This window comes from Myxacorys almedinensis A (assembly GCF_010091945.1).
Classification (GTDB): domain Bacteria; phylum Cyanobacteriota; class Cyanobacteriia; order Leptolyngbyales; family Leptolyngbyaceae; genus Myxacorys; species Myxacorys almedinensis.
This window is the reverse complement of sequence record NZ_WVIE01000026.1, coordinates 49,669-66,832: the sequence shown is the minus strand read 5'-3', so window position 1 is coordinate 66,832 and position 17,164 is coordinate 49,669. Positions and strand designations below refer to the sequence as shown.

Annotated in this window: 20 protein-coding genes; 8 read left to right on the top strand and 12 right to left on the bottom strand. The window is 51.2% G+C overall.

What is annotated here, in order from left to right; all coding sequences use genetic code 11:
* Positions 1-312: 312 nt before the first annotated feature.
* The 5 genes from GS601_RS18355 to GS601_RS18335 all read right to left on the bottom strand — a co-directional run bounded on the left by GS601_RS18355 (position 313) and on the right by GS601_RS18335 (position 5,255).
* The gene (locus GS601_RS18355) at positions 313-1,071 is read right to left on the bottom strand and encodes an ABC transporter ATP-binding protein (protein WP_162424745.1); all 759 of its coding nucleotides are present in this window, start codon (positions 1,069-1,071) and stop codon (positions 313-315) included.
* A 343-nt stretch (positions 1,072-1,414) separates the two neighbouring features.
* A complete protein-coding gene (locus GS601_RS18350; RefSeq protein ID WP_238393361.1) occupies positions 1,415-2,737 on the bottom strand; it encodes an FtsX-like permease family protein in 1,323 nt (440 codons plus the stop codon).
* A gap of 60 nt (positions 2,738-2,797) precedes the next feature.
* The gene (locus GS601_RS18345; RefSeq protein ID WP_162424744.1) at positions 2,798-4,201 is read right to left on the bottom strand and encodes an amidohydrolase family protein; all 1,404 of its coding nucleotides are present in this window, start codon (positions 4,199-4,201) and stop codon (positions 2,798-2,800) included.
* Between the two features lie 75 nt (positions 4,202-4,276).
* On the bottom strand, positions 4,277-4,588 hold the full coding sequence (locus GS601_RS18340) for an Mpo1-like protein (protein WP_162424743.1): 312 nt from the start codon (positions 4,586-4,588) through the stop codon (positions 4,277-4,279).
* Positions 4,589-4,757: 169 nt separating this feature from the next.
* Entirely contained in the window at positions 4,758-5,255 is a 498-nt protein-coding gene (locus GS601_RS18335; protein ID WP_162424742.1) for a sterol desaturase family protein, read from the bottom strand.
* A 130-nt stretch (positions 5,256-5,385) separates the two neighbouring features.
* Here GS601_RS18335 and GS601_RS18330 point away from each other — a divergent pair, with 130 nt between their 5' ends.
* Positions 5,386-5,730 (top strand): c-type cytochrome, encoded by a 345-nt coding sequence (locus GS601_RS18330; RefSeq protein ID WP_162424741.1) that lies wholly within the window; start codon positions 5,386-5,388, stop codon positions 5,728-5,730.
* A 77-nt stretch (positions 5,731-5,807) separates the two neighbouring features.
* Positions 5,808-6,263, top strand: coding sequence for a hypothetical protein (locus GS601_RS18325; protein WP_162424740.1), 456 nt, complete (start codon positions 5,808-5,810; stop codon positions 6,261-6,263).
* Positions 6,264-6,302: 39 nt separating this feature from the next.
* Here the strand turns inward: GS601_RS18325 and thrC are convergent, their stop codons facing one another.
* A complete protein-coding gene (gene thrC, locus GS601_RS18320) occupies positions 6,303-7,412 on the bottom strand; it encodes a threonine synthase (RefSeq protein ID WP_162424739.1) in 1,110 nt (369 codons plus the stop codon).
* Between the two features lie 315 nt (positions 7,413-7,727).
* Between thrC and GS601_RS18315 the strand changes: the two genes are divergently transcribed.
* The 3 genes from GS601_RS18315 (at position 7,728) to GS601_RS18305 (ending at position 9,380) form a co-directional block, all read left to right on the top strand.
* A complete protein-coding gene (locus GS601_RS18315) occupies positions 7,728-7,949 on the top strand; it encodes a hypothetical protein (protein WP_162424738.1) in 222 nt (73 codons plus the stop codon).
* 338 nt (positions 7,950-8,287) lie between these two features.
* The gene (locus GS601_RS18310; RefSeq protein ID WP_162424737.1) at positions 8,288-8,974 is read left to right on the top strand and encodes a low-complexity tail membrane protein; all 687 of its coding nucleotides are present in this window, start codon (positions 8,288-8,290) and stop codon (positions 8,972-8,974) included.
* Positions 8,975-9,158: 184 nt separating this feature from the next.
* Positions 9,159-9,380 (top strand): hypothetical protein, encoded by a 222-nt coding sequence (locus tag GS601_RS18305; protein ID WP_162424736.1) that lies wholly within the window; start codon positions 9,159-9,161, stop codon positions 9,378-9,380.
* 182 nt (positions 9,381-9,562) lie between these two features.
* Here the strand turns inward: GS601_RS18305 and GS601_RS18300 are convergent, their stop codons facing one another.
* From GS601_RS18300 to GS601_RS23810, 4 genes are all read right to left on the bottom strand, one after another.
* Entirely contained in the window at positions 9,563-10,111 is a 549-nt protein-coding gene (locus tag GS601_RS18300; protein ID WP_162424735.1) for an alpha/beta hydrolase, read from the bottom strand.
* 101 nt (positions 10,112-10,212) lie between these two features.
* Positions 10,213-11,430, bottom strand: a complete 1,218-nt coding sequence (locus GS601_RS18295) for an FtsW/RodA/SpoVE family cell cycle protein (RefSeq protein ID WP_162424734.1) — start codon at positions 11,428-11,430, stop codon at positions 10,213-10,215.
* Between the two features lie 98 nt (positions 11,431-11,528).
* Positions 11,529-12,125: a hypothetical protein gene (locus GS601_RS18290; protein WP_162424733.1), complete on the bottom strand. Its 597-nt coding sequence runs from the start codon at positions 12,123-12,125 to the stop codon at positions 11,529-11,531.
* A 37-nt stretch (positions 12,126-12,162) separates the two neighbouring features.
* Positions 12,163-13,191, bottom strand: coding sequence for a zinc-binding dehydrogenase (locus tag GS601_RS23810; protein ID WP_162424732.1), 1,029 nt, complete (start codon positions 13,189-13,191; stop codon positions 12,163-12,165).
* 194 nt (positions 13,192-13,385) lie between these two features.
* Between GS601_RS23810 and GS601_RS18280 the strand changes: the two genes are divergently transcribed.
* A complete protein-coding gene (locus GS601_RS18280) occupies positions 13,386-14,654 on the top strand; it encodes a lipid-A-disaccharide synthase-related protein (protein ID WP_162424731.1) in 1,269 nt (422 codons plus the stop codon).
* 382 nt (positions 14,655-15,036) lie between these two features.
* On the opposite strand, the gene GS601_RS23670 is transcribed toward GS601_RS18280, so the two are convergent.
* Positions 15,037-15,165 carry a hypothetical protein gene (locus GS601_RS23670; protein ID WP_274382003.1) on the bottom strand — a complete coding sequence of 43 codons (129 nt, stop codon included), beginning with the start codon at positions 15,163-15,165 and terminating at the stop codon, positions 15,037-15,039.
* A gap of 131 nt (positions 15,166-15,296) precedes the next feature.
* Here GS601_RS23670 and GS601_RS18275 point away from each other — a divergent pair, with 131 nt between their 5' ends.
* Both GS601_RS18275 and GS601_RS18270 read left to right on the top strand, forming a co-directional pair.
* Positions 15,297-15,791 carry a DUF2808 domain-containing protein gene (locus GS601_RS18275; protein WP_162424730.1) on the top strand — a complete coding sequence of 165 codons (495 nt, stop codon included), beginning with the start codon at positions 15,297-15,299 and terminating at the stop codon, positions 15,789-15,791.
* Positions 15,792-15,880: 89 nt separating this feature from the next.
* Positions 15,881-16,420 (top strand): DM13 domain-containing protein, encoded by a 540-nt coding sequence (locus GS601_RS18270; RefSeq protein WP_162424729.1) that lies wholly within the window; start codon positions 15,881-15,883, stop codon positions 16,418-16,420.
* A 182-nt stretch (positions 16,421-16,602) separates the two neighbouring features.
* On the opposite strand, the gene GS601_RS18265 is transcribed toward GS601_RS18270, so the two are convergent.
* Positions 16,603-17,037, bottom strand: a complete 435-nt coding sequence (locus tag GS601_RS18265) for a DoxX family protein (protein ID WP_162424728.1) — start codon at positions 17,035-17,037, stop codon at positions 16,603-16,605.
* Positions 17,038-17,164: the final 127 nt, after the last annotated feature.

The window sequence follows — 17,164 nt, the reverse complement described above, 5'->3', positions numbered from 1 at the left end:
GGGTAATTTCAGATGGATGAGAAGTTAGCACTTTCACCCTATCTGTTTTGCCCCTTCCTTATCCCGAACTCAGGTTAAGTAAACCTTCGAGTGAGCCTAAGCGTTTTCTCGGTCTTGTTTTCTCAGTCAGCTAGACGAGAAAGGGGTTCACTGCAAGGTTGACGATACCAGGTTGACGATTGAGTTCACAATTTGGTTCACGGTTAACAGACAAAACCAGAACCAGACAATGACCCGACAAACGCTCCAAATCCAGGAACGCTCTCCTAAATTTAGCTCTGCATAACAGTGAAATCTGGGATAAATTGCAAACTATGACTTGCGAATCAGACCGTCTTCAAGATAAGTCACATGGTCAGCTACATCAATAATGCGCGGGTCATGGGTCACAATCAGAACGGTGCGACCTTTTTCTTTGGCAAGGTTGCGGAGCAGTTCGATCACCGCATGACCGTTTTGCGAATCAAGAGCGGCGGTTGGCTCATCTGCCATGATCAGGTGAGGGTTGCCAGCGAGGGCACGCGCGATCGCAACTCGCTGCTTTTGCCCACCCGACAAATCCTGCGGATACCGCTTTGCTTTATCCTTTAACCCGACCTGATCGAGCAAATCTAGCGCTTGTTGCCGCGCCGCCGCTCTCCGGATTCCCTTCAGCTTGAGGGCAACTTCAACATTCTCTAGAGCCGTCAATGCCGGAAATAGATTAAATCCCTGGAAGATGAAGCCAATATTTTCTAAGCGAAACTGTGCCAGTTTACTGCTCGATAGCGCCGTGATCTCTTGACCTAGCAGACGCACACTTCCAGCGGTAGGTGTCAAAATGCCAGCCAGAATCGATAGTAGCGTTGTTTTACCCGAACCTGAAGGCCCCATCAAAAGCTGAATGTCACCAAATTTGACATCCAAATCAACCTGTTTTAGCGCTTGATATTGTTCTGCACCCGTCTGGTACACCATCTCGATCCCGTGGGCAGCGATCGCTTTTGTTTCAGCCCGATCAAGATAAGTAGAACGAGCCGTACGAGCTTGACTCCCAGTAGTATGTAGCAATTCGATCGAGGTAGCAGTCATTCGTTTAAATAAAAAGGGCGGACAGATATTAGACAGTGATGGGGTGGAGGGCAGTTCAAAACAGCGTTACTAAAGTTTACCTCTAGCTAAAAAGCCCAGAATCTAAACCAGGTTCGGGCGAAATCCTTCTATAGATTTAGTCTACATAGAGCAATTGGGTTTCTGCTAAAAACAGTGTAGAACTTCAAATTTTATTCTAGAAGCTAGAATTCTTTAATTGGGCGATAGGTGTGACACCTCAGCACCTGAACCCTTGCTCTATCTACGTTTTACTGCTCTGTTGGAAAACACCATATCTTCTCTATAGGGGATTTTACGAGCGTCTATTACGCCTTGCCCTCTATTACGCTTTGAAGACGATCGCCGGGTCAACCCGTGTCACCTTCTGAACGGCAAAGAGGGCTGATCCGACACACATCACCACAGTGAGCACAAGAATGCCGCCTGCCGTGGCTGGAGTAATCAAAATCATGATGCCTTTAGCAGCTTGCGTCCATACACCCAGCCCAAAACATAACGCGATGCTGGGAATGTAGCCGAGAACTGCCATCCAGAGCGCTTGTTCTAAAATCACGCTGTATATAACCCAGTTTGACGCACCCATCGCTTTGAGAGTTCCAAACTCGCGCAGGTGATCGGAGACAGAAGAGTAGAGAATCTGCCCGACAATGACCATGCCCACGATAAAGCCAACGCTTGCTCCCAGCCCCAAAACAAAACCGACGCCGGTACGCTGCGACCAATAGGCACGGGTAATAGATGACATTTCTGCTTGCGTGTACACTTGGGTTCCGGGCAAGGTCGATTGGAGGCGCTGTTTGAGTTGTCCGAGGTCTTGTCCAGATTGAGCGCGAATCATGACGTAGGAGATGGGATCGGCAATGCTGAGGCGGCGAGGAGGAGGAGCTTCGACAGGGGTTGCCTTCAGGGGTTGATTTTCAAAATTGTTGACACAGGAAAGCTCTCCGGACGGCTGACGGATGCAGTTGACTGCACTATTCATCCCGGCGGTTCCGTAGGCGTTGGCGTTTTCTAACGAGGTAAAGATGAAGATGCTAGAGGCGATCGATTGGGTGTCATTGGTCAGCCCGACGACTTGGGCGGGGAGCGTTCCAAACGAGCCAATACTGCCGCGATTGGCGGGAGAAGATTCGGGAGGATCGCTGAGTTGATTTAACGCCAAGAATTTCAAACTGCCTTGATCGACCATGACCGTGTAGGGCTGCTTGAGGGAATCGAGCTTGCCTTGGGAGATGCCAAAGCCAGCAAACATGCGAGTGCTGGGATCAAACCCAAAAATTCGGATAGGGGTGATGTTGCCTGATGGGTCGCGCCAAATGCTAGAGCGAATCATCAAGGCTTCAGCCCGATCGACGCCTTCGACTTTTTGGGCTTGCATGACTCGTTCGGCTGCGATCGCAGAACTCAACTCCAGATGCACCATGTCTTCAGAGGCAACCCAGAGATCGACGTTGGATTGATCAATGAGTCGAGCGGTAGAGCGAGTGAAGCCTTGGAGAATGCCAACTTGAATCGTGACCAGGCTCACAGCAAACATGATGCCTGCCTGCGCGACTACAAATCGAGGAATGTCTTCAAACAGGTTTTTCCGAGCGATCGAGGGCATAGATGAGACCGGGGCTGGAGGGTGTACGGGTCTTTTCATCCAGTCTAGGTGAATGACTGTAAATCGGATCGACCCGTTCCCACAACAGCCCCACTTTTTCTAGCGCCCGGCACCAACGAGGTCGGCACTGGTGAGGGTTTGAGGGAGCGTATTCTTTAAGCGATCGCCGTAGAGGGCAAGGGCATTTCCGGCAAACAGTAGGGCGAGGTGATCGCGATCGTAGTCGGTCACTTCGGCAACAGAGGCAACACAGTTACGCAGCACACCATCCCAATGCCCATAGTCTCCAGAAAAACAGGCGATGTGCTTGCCCATTTCGCCCATTCCGGTGTGGAGGTAGGCAGGGGCGGGATCGTCGGATTCAAACGAGGCGAAGATTTGCCCCCGTGCGAAGTATTCCATCGGGTCGCGGTGGCGCAGATCAGAGTGTTCGTATAAGCTGGCGTCGTCAATTTTGCTGGGGTCGTGCTGCTTTGTCCACATCAGATCGAACAGGTTTTTTGCCTGAGTCATGATGTTGCTGCTGTTGTGAATGCCCCGTTCTTGAATCATCAGTTTGGTGAAATCAACCAACGAGGGGCGATAGGGATGCTTGGGATCAAAGTCGCGAATTCGCTTTTCCCAGTGTTCGTGGAAGGAATGAGCCAGATCGGGAATCCAGCCGCAGCCACCTTCTAGAAAACCAACTCGCAGGGTCGGGAATCGCTCGAATACGCCATCGAAGACCATGCGGGCAAGGGCAAGCTGCTGCTGGTTGCGCTGCACAAAGATATGACTGAGGACAAAGGTTTCGGTGTGATCTGACAACCCGCCGACCATGTAGGAACCGGGACCACCGTGTAGCCCGATCGCAATATCTAGATCAACGGCGGCGCGGAGAATTGGCTCGAAATCGGCATGGCTAATGGTTTTGCAGGTACGAATTTCTGGAAAAGCATCGGGGGCTTTGGGGTGAGGAACGGCGATATTTGGCGCGACGGAAACACCGATCATGCCGAGTTCGTTGACGCAGCGATACATTTCTTTGACCGCTTCTTCCACGTCTTGCAACGGCAGGACTCCGATCGGCTTGAGGCGATCGCTATGGCTGCGGCAGTCGTCTGCCATGTAATTGTTGTAAGCGCGGCAAAGCGCGATCGCAAGGTCTTTGTCGAGGTAGCTAGAGAAGCTGAGGTTCCAGGTGCCGTAAATCACCTGAACATCGACGCCTTCTTCGTCCATATGAGCAACGCGGACATCGTTGAAAATTGCTCCTAGTGTGGTTTCTGGGTGAAGATTGCGGAACCCTCCTTTGCCCAGCCCTTGGGGTTGCGGAAACAGGCGAACGAGATCGTTGTGTCCGGTTTCGGGGTTGAAATCAATCACGCGCATTCGTTGATCGCCGAGATTGTCCACGATCAAGCCTACGCGATCGCGGTATTCCGGGGGAATGTAGTCGCGAATGACAAGGGGATTTTCCAATTTGTGAGCGTCAGCATCAATAACAGGTAGACCTTGATACATAAAAACTCCGTAGAAAGGGCATCGGATCGGGCAAAGGCTTTGAATCGGGTAAAGACTTTGGATCGGGTAAAGACTTTAAGCTTTGGCTTTAGCACGTTGCCAAAGCTGACGAAAGCCAAACCAGTTTTCAAACGACCACTGCAAAGACGCAAGAATGGTAATACCGGGATATTTCACAAAAGCAGGCTCGTTTTTCTCGAATACGGCGTGTCCACCGAGGGCAAACACTTGGGTTAAAACGAGGCACAGCACCGTCATTCGCCAATCGATGAATAGATAGACGACAGATGCGATCGCAAGTAAATTGGTCAAATGGTGCAGAGCTTGATTGATGGGATTCTGATGGGAAGCAATGAAATGGGCTTTTGCTGCTTGAAAGTACGTCATGATTTCCCTGAGTCCGGATCAGTTCTTGGAACGATAACACAGCAATTTTTTGCCCAGTTCGCAGCGATCGAAAGATTTAACATCGGGTTTGCAGACTGTAACAGAGCGCCAAACAAAGAGGGGGCGATCCTCGTGTCGTGAGCATCCCCCCTCCCAAATGTCAAATTCCCTATCGCCAGCGCAACTCTAGATAGCCGCGATCGGGCTGACTCAACTCTTTTTCACTCAGCCAATCCACTGCTTTGTACGTTCCAAAAACGTGATCCCACCAATCCACCGCTAAACCAAAATTGTGATGCCACATGCCGTACTTGTGATGGACATAGTGCACCGGCATCTTCATCCAAAAGCATTTAGTCGGATTTTCGTGCTGGAGTTGGTGTGCGTAAGACGAAAACGCTGCATAAACCATGCCCCCTAAAAACCAGCCAATCCCAGCTTCGAGAGAATAAAAGAACAGCAGGCACATAATGATGAGCGTGCCTTTGATATAGTCGAAAAACTCCCAAACCACGCCCTGACCTTCGTTGCGGCGATGGTGATCGCGGTGCCGTTCTCCGATTTTTTCAGACACATGCATCAGGCGATGCATCCAATACTCCACCAGGCTTGCTAAGACAAACGCGATCGCAAAGCACGCGATCGCAATCCCAATTCTGACCAGCACAAAAACTCCTTTTTCCTCACGTTATTTGTTATTGTGCCTCGAATTAGCAGGGTGTGGGAGGATGGAGCAAAAGAGAGACCAACAGTTTGAACTGGAGCTTGAACTTAAGACTTGAACTAAAGCTTGAACCATGAAGGAACTCGTGATTAAGCAAATTGGGATCGCTGTATTAGGCGCGTTCATTGGGTGGGCAGTGATTGTTCTACCCGTTTGGGCTGAGACGGCTAGAGGAGCACCCTTGTTTGACCTGCACTGTGCGGGGTGCCATGCCAACGGAGGCAACATCGTTCGACGGGGGAAAACGCTGAAGCTCAAGGCGTTAGAGAAAAACGGATATGGAACAGAAGCCGCGATCGCAGAAATTGTCACCCACGGCAAAGGCAACATGTCTGCCTACCAAGAACGGCTAACCCCTGAGCAGATTCAAACGGTGTCTGCTTACGTGCTAGAACAAGCTCACCTCGGTTGGCGTTGAAAAATTAGCTTGCCTTGCCTCCACAGGCAACTCTTGGTGTATCTTGATGGGCTAAGGCTTGCAAGAAGGATAGGGCAATGGCAGATGTGGTTCAGTGGTTGAACGAAATTCAAGATCTCAAGCGGCAACTGCAAAAAGCGCAGCAGGCAGAAGCATCGGCTCATGCCAGCGCCGACAACTGGCGAAAACGCTATGAGATCGAAGCGCACCAGCGACGGGCAGAAGCAGAATCGGCGGTGCAGCCCCTCGTGGCAGCGCAACCCGCGACCAGCCCGTTGCCACCAGAGACGAGCGCAAAGCCCACCTCCGACGGAATCGTAGATGCGCTTCGGTCAGACATTGAACAGAAAATTGAGCACCTCGATACGGTGGCTGCCCTTAAAGCAACCCTGATTGAGATCTGGGCAGAGCGCGATCGCTTAGCAGACGACTTCAAAACCGAGCAACTCAGCCACGCCCAAACCCGCAAAGATCTTTCAATGGCATTAGGGGATGCAGTGGAAATGTTGGCGAAGCTAAACCCCCAGGACTGACAAGCAATCCAGGTCGGGCTAGTTCATCACCAGCCCCGGTTAAAACCCCATCATCTGCGCGACGATCTCTAAGTGCGGCTCAACTCCCTGTCTGAAATTGTTTTCGCTAAATTTAATCGCTGAATCTGGATCTTTCAAGCCGTTTCCAGTCAGCACGCACACCACCTTTGCCCCCGCCGGAACCTTCTCCTTGTGCTTGAGCAAGCCTGCCACAGACGCCGCACTCGCAGGTTCGCAGAAGATGCCTTCGTGAGCCGCTAACTTGCGATATGCCGTCATAATCTCATCATCAGTCACTGCATTAAACTCACCCCGGCTCGCTTCTTGAACCGCGATCGCACGCTGCCAATTCGCCGGATTCCCAATCCGAATTGCCGTCGCCAAGGTTTCTGGATGCGTCACCTTTTCGCCGCTCACCAAAGGAGCCGCCCCCGCCGCCTGAAATCCCATCATTTTCGGCAAATGGGAGCACCGCCCTTCCTGGTGATATTCACAAAACCCCATCCAGTAGGCACTGATATTCCCTGCATTTCCCACCGGAATGCACAACCAATCAGGGGCATCGCCCAGCACGTCTACGACCTCAAACGCGGCAGTTTTCTGCCCTTCTAAGCGGTAAGGATTCACCGAATTTACCAGTGTCACAGGATAGTTTTCCGACACCTCTCGCACAATTTCCAGGGCGCGATCGAAGTTTCCCTTAATCGATAGCACCTCTGCCCCATACAACAACGCCTGCGCCAGTTTGCCCAGCGCCACATAGCCATCTGGAATCAGCACATAGGCACGCATTCCGCCCCGTCGAGCATAGGCGGCGGCGGCGGCGGACGTATTTCCAGTACTGGCACAAATAACGGCTTTGGCTCCTGCTTCCTTGGCTTTCGTGATTGCCATGGTCATGCCCCGATCTTTGAAGCTACCGGTCGGGTTGAGTCCGTCATATTTCACAAAAACCTGAACCCCTCGCCCGATCTCAGATGCGATCGCAGGGGCAGGAATGAGCGGCGTATTCCCTTCGTGCAGCGTCACGATCGGTGTGCGGTCGGTCACGGGCAAATAGTGCCGATAGGTGTGAATCAAACCGTGCCAATTTGCTACTCTGGGCAGGGCTTCAGAAGGGGATTCCGATGCAGACAAGCTTAAGGTCACAGGAGTCTATTTCTTACAGTGCAACAAGGTAGATCCTAGTTTACTCCGAATCTCTGCGATTCATCGTGCCTACCCCTCGCGGATCGCCAACACTCAGAATGGGGTCATTGAGCCACGCGATCGCACCATCGCTTACCTCACTCTTGCCTCATTAGAGTGGAACAAATTGAACTTAAATCTCCTTCCTAAGCTAGATTCCCTCGGAACAACCTGCTAGCAAGTGCGTCATCGAAAATGTGCGCCAAAGCGCTCTCCTTACATAAGTTCAGGTTAAGATAGTTTATTGGTGTGAGTAAGTAAAAATTACTAAGTCCTATGGCATCTAACGTTTCAAATCTTCAATTCAGCAACAGCGCAGTTCTCGACCCTCACCTCACCACGGCTGCAACGTTAGCAACATCTTTAGAAAAAATGAAAACGCTTTACCAGGCAGACCAACAAGCCAAACTGTTAAACCTGCAAGCAGAAACCGAGACGCTCCTCCATCGGTTGCAGGAACTCAAGCAACAGCGCACGGAGGAAATGGCTCACCCTTAAGAGCTTAGTAGATTGTCAACGTTGAGTTGAGGGGTAGAGGGGTGCATGAGTCAATGGTTCCGATTCCTAGACTATCCATCTACCCCCCACCCATCCACTCCTAATCCATCATTTCAAACTTGACAGACCACTAGCCCTTTGTCTACTCTGCCTAATTCATCTCCATCCCCTCTCCCGAAAAAGAGGAAAACAAAACCTCTATGCAAAGGTCGGGGGATGGCTTGAAAGGGTGGAAACTTGCTCGATGGCGATTTCCGCGAGCCAACTCGAAAGAGACTAAAGATCCGAGGATCGCCCAACGTCCTATACTAAGTCATGGCATCCATTAGGCGTTGACTATGCGATCGTTCTGGTCTGATCCGTATCTGTGGATTCATGTGGCAGGAGTAGCAGCCGTTCCAGCATCGTTGCTCTTGTGTTTACTAGGATTTGCCGCAGGTGATCCGGTGCTGCCTGCGTGGCTTGAGTTGGGCATCATTCTTATTCTTGGCATTGCACCCATTATTTGGATGCAGTGGCAGCAGCCGTTCTATATTTTTAGCCTGCTCGTCATTGCGATCAAACCAGACCATCTCACCGATGCTCAGCGCCGCCTTCTGACCCTATTTAGGACACGTCGCAACCCTATTTGGATCGGGAGCGGAGCCGCATTGATGGCTATCTTGTTAAACCAACTTTACACGATCGCCCCGATCGCATCTGACATAACGCCAATTTCGTCTAGCTTGCGAGGAATCGGGTTGCTCGTCGCCGCGATCGGGTTTTTGGGGGCAAATCTGTTTTTGCAAGTGCCGCTTAGCGTGTTGCGAGTGATGTTGGCATCTGATGCAGAGTTTGCAGCGTCTCCTGCTTTTGGGCTAGATCAAATTCCTCACAACTTCTCGGTGATTGGTGCGCGGGTCAATCAGATCTTGCCACCGATGATTCCAGATTCGTCTCTGTCACCTGCTGCCAAACCCTCGGTTTCAGCAATTTCACCTGAGCCATCCCAGGGGGCTGCTCCATCTAGCGACCCGTCGGTATGATTTTGGTCAGTTTGATTTCAAATGTCGCCCTAGACACAGACGCTTAGCTTCCACGCGCTATGCTGAGAAGAAAGTCAAGCCCTGACTCGTACTCATCTTAGCGTTGCATTTCTCAGCACTTGACTGCAATTTTTGCTGCTCTTTCTGACGTTATTTCTCTTTCTGACGTATTTTAAGATACATTATGACAACTCCTCACTCCCCCTCCCCCTTTACCAACAGTGCTAACCGTGCCTTCACAGGTGAGCCTCACGTTTGGGAAAACTTGAAGCGCGCGATCGCAGGTAGCTCTGGCTTCCAACGATGGCAATTGGAACACACAGGAGACGAACAATTTCAGACCCTAAATTTGGATGCCCTAGTTCACAGCTATCTCAAAGAAACGCTAGAAACGTTGGCATACTGACCCTGCCCGTTAAATTAGAGCCGATCGCTAGCGCTCTACCGAGTTCTAACAGACGCAACAAAGTTAGGCAACCTAGTAGATTGTCAACGTTGAGTAGATGGGTAGATGGGTGGATGGTTCCGATTGCTAGACTCTCCCTCTGTGAAAATAGGCTTCAGGGAGAGTCGGTCAGCTAAAGCGAGTTACCTGAAAATACGGCTGAGGATATTACCTAGGGGATTTCTTAACCGCTCTGCAAGCTGATTAAGCTGACGGTATGTCCCCTCAACGCGATCGCCATCAACCACGACTTCCTGCGTTGGGTACTTCTGCAAAATTTCTAAAATCGACACTTTGCCATCATCGCTTGCAGAAAGCGTCAGGGCGGCTCTCAGAGCTTGGCGTTCTGCACCTCCCCTAGGCGTCTGAATCGCCTGACCGAGTTGATCGAGGATGCCATTTCCTAGGGGGCTGTTGAGGACGCGATCGAGCAGGACAGGATTAACACTGACTTGCCGGGTCAGCGTTTGCCGAACAGCTTCAGGGTTTTGTCTAGATAGCCGAAAATAGGTTTGCAGGTCAGGAGAGGCTTGTCCGGTGTTGGCAAAGGTGGTCAGTTCGCTAACCGAAACAGACTCTCGTAAAACTCTGTACTTCAACACAACTTGTTCTGCTGAGAAAGCAGGACTACTGGCAAAAATTATTGCTGCGCCAAGTCCGATGCTGATCTGACGAGCCAAGGAAACACTCATACGTTCGCTTTCAATCACTACTCTTCGTTATGACGATCCTCCTGGGAGATAGTTCGTTTTGCGAGTACCGCTTTAGAGGTAATGATCTCGTTTTCAGAGTGCTATAAATGGGGCACAGAGCGCTGTTTTCTACGACGGGAATTTAGCTCGACGGGCGCTTTAGAACGACGCTCAGACAGAGAAACCACTTCCGCTTCACTGCTTTCGCGGGCAACCCGAATCAACAACGCCGCACACACCAAGCTGGAAATCATAGAACTGCCGCCGTAGCTAAAGAACGGGAGCGGCAACCCCGTGGTAGGCAAAGCTCCCGTTGCTACTGCAATATTAATCAGCGACTGACCCACCATTAGCACCATCACCCCGATCGCAACCAATCGATGAATGGCATTTCTTGCCTTGCGCGCCACAATGAGTGCCATCGTGGCATAGACCAAGAGCATCAGCATCAGAGACAGGCTACCCAGCAAGCCAAACTCTTCTGCAAAAACGGCAAAAATGAAGTCAGTGTATTGAATGGGTAAATAAAATAATTTTTGTTGCGAAAGTCCAAAGCCGCTTCCCTGAATGCCCCCAGAACCAACCGCCAGCAAACTTTGAATCAGTTGATAGCCGTCTTGGGAGGGGTCAGCCCACGGATTGAGAAACGACATCACCCGTCGCCGTTGATACTCTCGCAAACTGATACTCAGGGTGGCAAGAAGTAACCCCGCGCCTGCGGTTCCCCACAGGTAGAGGTAGGGCAGACCTGCCGCCAGCGCAATCAGCCAAAGCGTGATGCCACATAGGGCAGTTGTACTGAGGTTGGGTTGCAGCAAGATGGCAAATAGCATCACGCAGAAAATGCCCATCCACCTGAGGCGGACTGTCCAGGTCAACCGCTCCCACTGCCCAAAGATGCGAGCACTTTGCAAAATAATGAAGGGTTTGATCAGTTCCGAGGGCTGGATTAAGAAAGAGCCGACGGCAATCCAGCGGGTGCCGCCATTGACAGACGTTCCGACGCCGGGCATCAACGTAATCAGGATGCCCGCGAGGAGAACAAAGAATACCCAGTCAGCGATGCCTTGAAGGTAGCGGAGCGGAGAATGCACGAGAATATTGAAGCCGATCATGCCGATGGCGATCGCAATCAGTTGTCGCTTGACGAAATAGAGTCCGTCGTTGTAGTTGGCATCACCATCAGGATAGGAGGCGCTAAACATGATAGCTAAGCCGACAAAGATCCACACAAAGGTTAGCCAGCGCAAAATTCGGGCTTCCCAAGCCCAATCGAGGGCGGTGGTATCGAAAAAGGGAATCAGTTGTCGCAACTTCACAGCAAATATCTCCTAGACGCCGAAGGGCTTGAACCCTACTTTCTCACTTGCTCTTGTTTCATTTGCTCTTGTCCTGAATGGGAAAATTGGGTCTCGCGTCATTCTTTGTTCCTCAATTCGGCGGCGAGTTTCTCTACATCGTCCCGCAAAAGTACGGTGAGGCGTCCTGAGGTGGCGCGCCCTTCAGAGGTTTGGGCAACTTCTAGCCAATAGGCATAGCGATCGCTTTGGCGCAATTCGCCTTGGAGGGCGGCTCGGTGGGGATCGGCTCGGTTTACCTCGTGCTGAATAGTGTTGGCAGTGGGGTAGGTGTAGATGACTTGGGCACGATCGTAGTCTTGCGAGAGGGTTGCTCCGTAGATGTTCCGCAGCGATGCTCTCAGCCGGTCGAACGTTACCCCGTTGCGAACATCAAACAACGTCAGCACCTCGCTCCGCACTATGCCACCGTTGGCGAGGGCAGTGATTTTGCCAGGGGGCAAGAGAGACGCCTGAAACGAAAAGCTTTGAGCCGCCGAATCTTGCTTGCGAACTAACAACTTCTCGCCTCGTCTTGGACGCACCGTTGGATTTGCCTGCATCCACGAGGCGACTTCATCGATCGACTGTCCGGGAAGCGCAGTGGCGGAAGACGCCCCCACCAGCACAAAAAATCCGATTCCTAAAATTGCCCCATAGTTACAAACCACTTGCATTTTCCCTCACAAACAAACTGCTACCCTCAGGTTGCCCTTAGCGATCGCCGATCGCGACCTTAACTACGGTTCGTGCTTTCATCGCTTGAAAAACATGTTCCAAGTTTTGGAGCGGTTGATGGTCGCTGATTAGCAACTCAAAGGGAACCGTTCCCCTTGCCAGAAATGCCAGCGCTGATCGCACAAACTCCGGCGTATTGTGAAACACCCCCTTTAAAGTCAGTTCATTGTAGTGCAGTTGCTCGGTGTTGACCGTAATTGTCGTGTTGCGGGGGCAACCGCCAAACAAATTCACGGTGGCTCCGGGTCGGGCACACGCGATCGCAGTTTCCCACGCCGATGGAACGCCCGTTGCCTCGATCACCACGTCCGCGCCCCAGCCGTCGGTGAGGGCTTTCACCTGGGCTGGAATATCAGACATTTGGTGATAGTTAAACGTCTTTGCGGCTCCAAAAGTTTTGGCAATGTGTAAGCGAGAGTCACTGCCGCCAAACACAATTACCTCGGTTGAGCGCTGAGCCAGTGCTGCCACAAACATTAGCCCGATTGCCCCATCGCCAAACAGAACCACGCGATCGCCCGGTTTCACATTTGATCGCGCCACGCCATGCAGAACGCAGGCTAACGGCTCGGTCATCGCTGCGATCGCGTCGGGCAACCCGTCTGGGATCAGCAGCAGATTGTGACGCACGATTGGGGCAGGGATCTTGAGATATTGGGCAAAGGTGCCGTTGTTAAAACTCAAATCGGTACAGAGCGAATATTCTTGACGATGGCAGAAAAAACAGGTCATGCAGGGCGCAGAATTATTCGCGACCACGCGATCGCCAAGGTTCCACCCTGTCACCCCTTGCCCCAGCGCCACAATTTGCCCTGCCGCCTCATGCCCAAATGGGGTTGGCGGCGTTAGCATCTTGGCATGACCTCCTCGCCGCCACACTTTGAGGTCTGTTCCACAGGTTGTTGCCACTCCCACTCGCATCACCACTTCTCCAGGTTGCGGCGTGGGATCGGGAACTGTTTCTAGGCGTAAATCTTCTTGACCGTATAGTAATGCGGCTAACACGCGAACTCTCTAAACTCAATTGCTCCCAAATCTTACAAGGTTTTGTTACGCTGCGAGGTGCCCTGCGATCGCAACCGCTGTCTGTCCCGGTTTCATGCTAAATTTGCCCTCACCCCAACGTCCTCTGTAACCGATAGGCGTTGCGATCGCAACCCTACCCCTTTCCAAACCCTTCTAAACCTCTTGTCTCCCTCATGCGCCTCCTCTGCCTCAGCAACGGTCACGGTGAAGATATCATCGCTCTCCGCATTCTTCAAGCTTTGCAACACCATCCTGACTGCCCCACCATTTACGCCCTGCCAATTGTGGGCGAGGGGCACGTTTACCAAACGGCTGGGGTTCCACTCATTGGCTCGGTCAAGGCAATGCCGTCGGGAGGGTTTGTTTATATGGACGGGCGGCAGTTAGCGCGAGATCTTCAAGGCGGACTGATCACCCTCACCCTAGACCAAATAAAAGCGGTGCGATCGTGGGCAAACGAAGGCGGAGCATCGCTGATTTTAGCTGTGGGCGATATTGTGCCGATGCTGTTTGCCTGGATAAGTGGCGTACCGTTTGCCTTTGTTGGCACGGCTAAATCGGAATATTATTTACGGGATGAAACCGGATGGTTGCCCCGTTCCTCATGGTGGGACGATCGCATCGAGCGCTCGACCGGATGCATTTATCAACCGTGGGATCGTTGGCTAATGCAACGCCCCCAGTGTAAAGCGGTATTTCCCCGCGATCGCATCACCAGCCAAATTCTTCAGCGCTTCAACGTTCCTGCCTTCGACTTGGGCAATCCTATGATGGACGGCTTAGAGTTAAACGGCTTAGAGTTAAACGGCTCACCGCTAGATCGCCCAGAAAATAGCTCAGACTGGAGCGCTTCTCGCCCCCTGACACTGGCGCTGATTCCCGGTTCTCGCCCGCCCGAAGTCTTCGCCAACTGGGAACTCATTTTGCGATCGCTAGATGGCGTTGTTGAAGCACGTCCGGTAAATTGCCTAGCCGCGATCGCGCCCAAACTCGATCTCGACGAATTTCACCAGCAGCTATTAACTTATCGCTGGCAACAAACAAACGAAAATAGTTATACGATTGGTCTTAGCAATAAAAAATCAACGTTAACGCTAATACCAGGGCAATTCGCAGAATGCATTCAAAAATCTGATGTTGCGATCGCCCTGGCTGGCACTGCCACCGAACAATTTGTCGGTCTTGGCAAACCTGTGATCACAATGCCAGGAGCAGGACCTCAGTTTACACCTGCCTTTGCCGAAGCGCAGACTCGCCTGCTAGGAGCCTCTGTCACCTTAGTTTCACAGCCAAATCAGGTTGCCGATGCCCTGCGATCGCTGCTGAACAACCCTGATCACCTGAGTGCGATCGCAGAAAATGGTCGTCGTCGCATGGGCAACCCTGGAGCCGCAGACCGCATTGCTCAGCAGCTAATCTGGCAGATGCAGAAAATATCGTAGCGGAGTTGATGGAAGCCTCAACCCTCAGAAATCTCCTAACGACAGGGGCGGTTGCGAGAAACTGGGCGGGTTGTTATACCAAATTGATTTGCGATCGCGATAGATCCGACCCCTCCCAACCTCTTCTTGGTAAGGGGAGGAGCCATAGGCGGTGGGGTTTCAGCACGCCTTGGCGACTCACCGATCTGTCGCATCTACTGTTTAAATTGATGTTAAATCTCATGAGTGGTTTGGAACCACCATGTCCGTTAGGATTGGTTATTGTGTGTATATCTATAAAACTATTGCATACAAAATTAGCTGTTAAATCTATCATTCAAGCGATAACAATATCTCTCAGCAAATTCTCAGGCATGGATCAGGTTGTATTCAGCAACACGATTTAATCTAACAATAGAAGAACTAAGAAGTGAGCCAAACCTTGATTTCGTCCTTGCTTCAAGCTTTCTTTCTTAAGCGATCGCAAGAGAAGGGATGCAGGCGGCGGGGGCAAATCTGAAAGTTTAGACATCGATTTAGCAACGTCAAAAAATTAAGCCTGTGCATCTTGTTTACATGAGTAAATTCGATATATAAACGCTTAATTTATGGTAGTGGAAGCACTTCTGACATCAGTTCTAACAACCTTAATGATTAAAGAACATGAAACGTTTTATCCGTAGCAGTGTAGCCGCCTTCTTGTTTACCGCTCTAGCAACCACCTCTGCCTCTGCTGCACCACGAGTAGCAACAACGCAAGCTACGCAGCAACTACGCCTCAATTCTTCGGCTCCGTTGATCAGCAGTTCTGCTTTGGTCAATGATCACCACATTATTCGAGTTGCGGTAGGGGGCATGGCGCTAGAAGATATCAGGGTGCAGATCCCACCTCAAATGGGAAGGCTTACTCAGGTGCGGGTTTTAGATGGGGCTGGTAGAGCGATTCCAGCTAAGATTGCGTCGAGCAGAGAGGAAGTCGCGATCGCGTTTGAGCAGCCCGTTGAGACAGGGCAGACGGTGCAAATCAAGATGTCCAGTGTACGAGCCTTTGAGCATGAAGACAGCACGTTATTTTACAGCATCACAGCAAAACGGGTCGGCATTGCCAGCACCATTCCTGTTGGAACTGCCAGAATCGACGGTTTAACTAGGGGCTAAACGATGAGGTTTTGTAGCCTTTCTGCGATGAGGGTTACAAAATCTCATTATTCGACAAACTGCTTCAGCATATCAAGGGAGATTTGATCATGAAATTGAGTGATTGGTTAGTATCGAGCCTCGCAGTCGTTGCGATCTCAGGGTGTGGACAAACGGCTTCAAATCAAGCGTCCGAAGGCCCCGCTTCGTCTAGCGTCGCGCCTACCTTGGCGCAGTCTTCGCCCTCTGCAACGGTAAGCGCGCAGTCTTCACCGGCGGCGATGGCAGCAGGCGCGCCCATTGCTTCGGGCATATTTGCCTCCGGAGAGCATCCAACTCAGGGAACGGTGAATCTGATTACCCAAGATGGCAAAGCCTTTCTAGAACTCGATCCAGGGTTCAAAACGTCGGAGATGGGACCTGATCTGGTCATTGCATTACATCGATCCGCCAATGTTCTAGAGCCAGCCAAAGCCCCTGCTTATGCCCTCAAAGAAGGAGAATACGTAGTTGTGGCTCCTCTAAAAGCTTACCGTGGCGCACAGCGCTATGAGATTCCAGCAGGCGTCAACTTAGCAGATTACAAATCTGCTGTCATCTGGTGTCGTAAGTTTAATGCCACCTTTGGCAGTGCTAAATTGGGCGCTTAATGGCTGGCTCTGTGTTTTTGAAGGCGTTGAATTGCGCTCATTAGAACCAAGTAGCCCATCATAATAGGTTTGCTGCCGCGATCGTAACCCCTGCGATCGCGGTTTTTGAACGCTATTCTAGAATCTCTCCTAACATAACAAACCCTGCGAGCGATCGAGCCTTTCTACCGGCTTTCGCTTCGCTATTTTGAATCGAGGAATTTTGCCTCTGCTCCGGGCTGCCGTTCAGAATGGCGAGTATACCAGTATGCCCAAGCGATCAGCACTGCCTGAAGTGGCAATCTGCCCCAATACAACGCTTGGTTCTGAGGAATTCCTTCTAGCTTAATGTTGTGCAGCGCCATGTAGATATTGGCAGGAAACACGGCGATAAACAGAGCGATTAATCCCCAAGCGGCGGCTACACTGACAGACGGAATCAACAAACCAATACCACCTAAAATTTCAAAGACGCCACTGATGTACACAGATGCAAACGGTGGAAACGGTGGTGGCACAATGCGAGCAAATTGGTCTGGTTTAATAAAGTGAGCGCTACCAACAATGATCAGTGCTATGGATAAAATAATCCGCAGAATTTCTTTACGACGGTAGCGCAAATGCTGAGAAGAATTCATAAAAGAACGCTGAATTTACTATCGGTTAACGCTTCACACCGATTGAGGTTACAGGATTGAGCATTGCTTTTGCATCTACCCAAAGTTAGCTCAGATTTTGCACCAGGCTGAATGTGTGCTGCTCTCA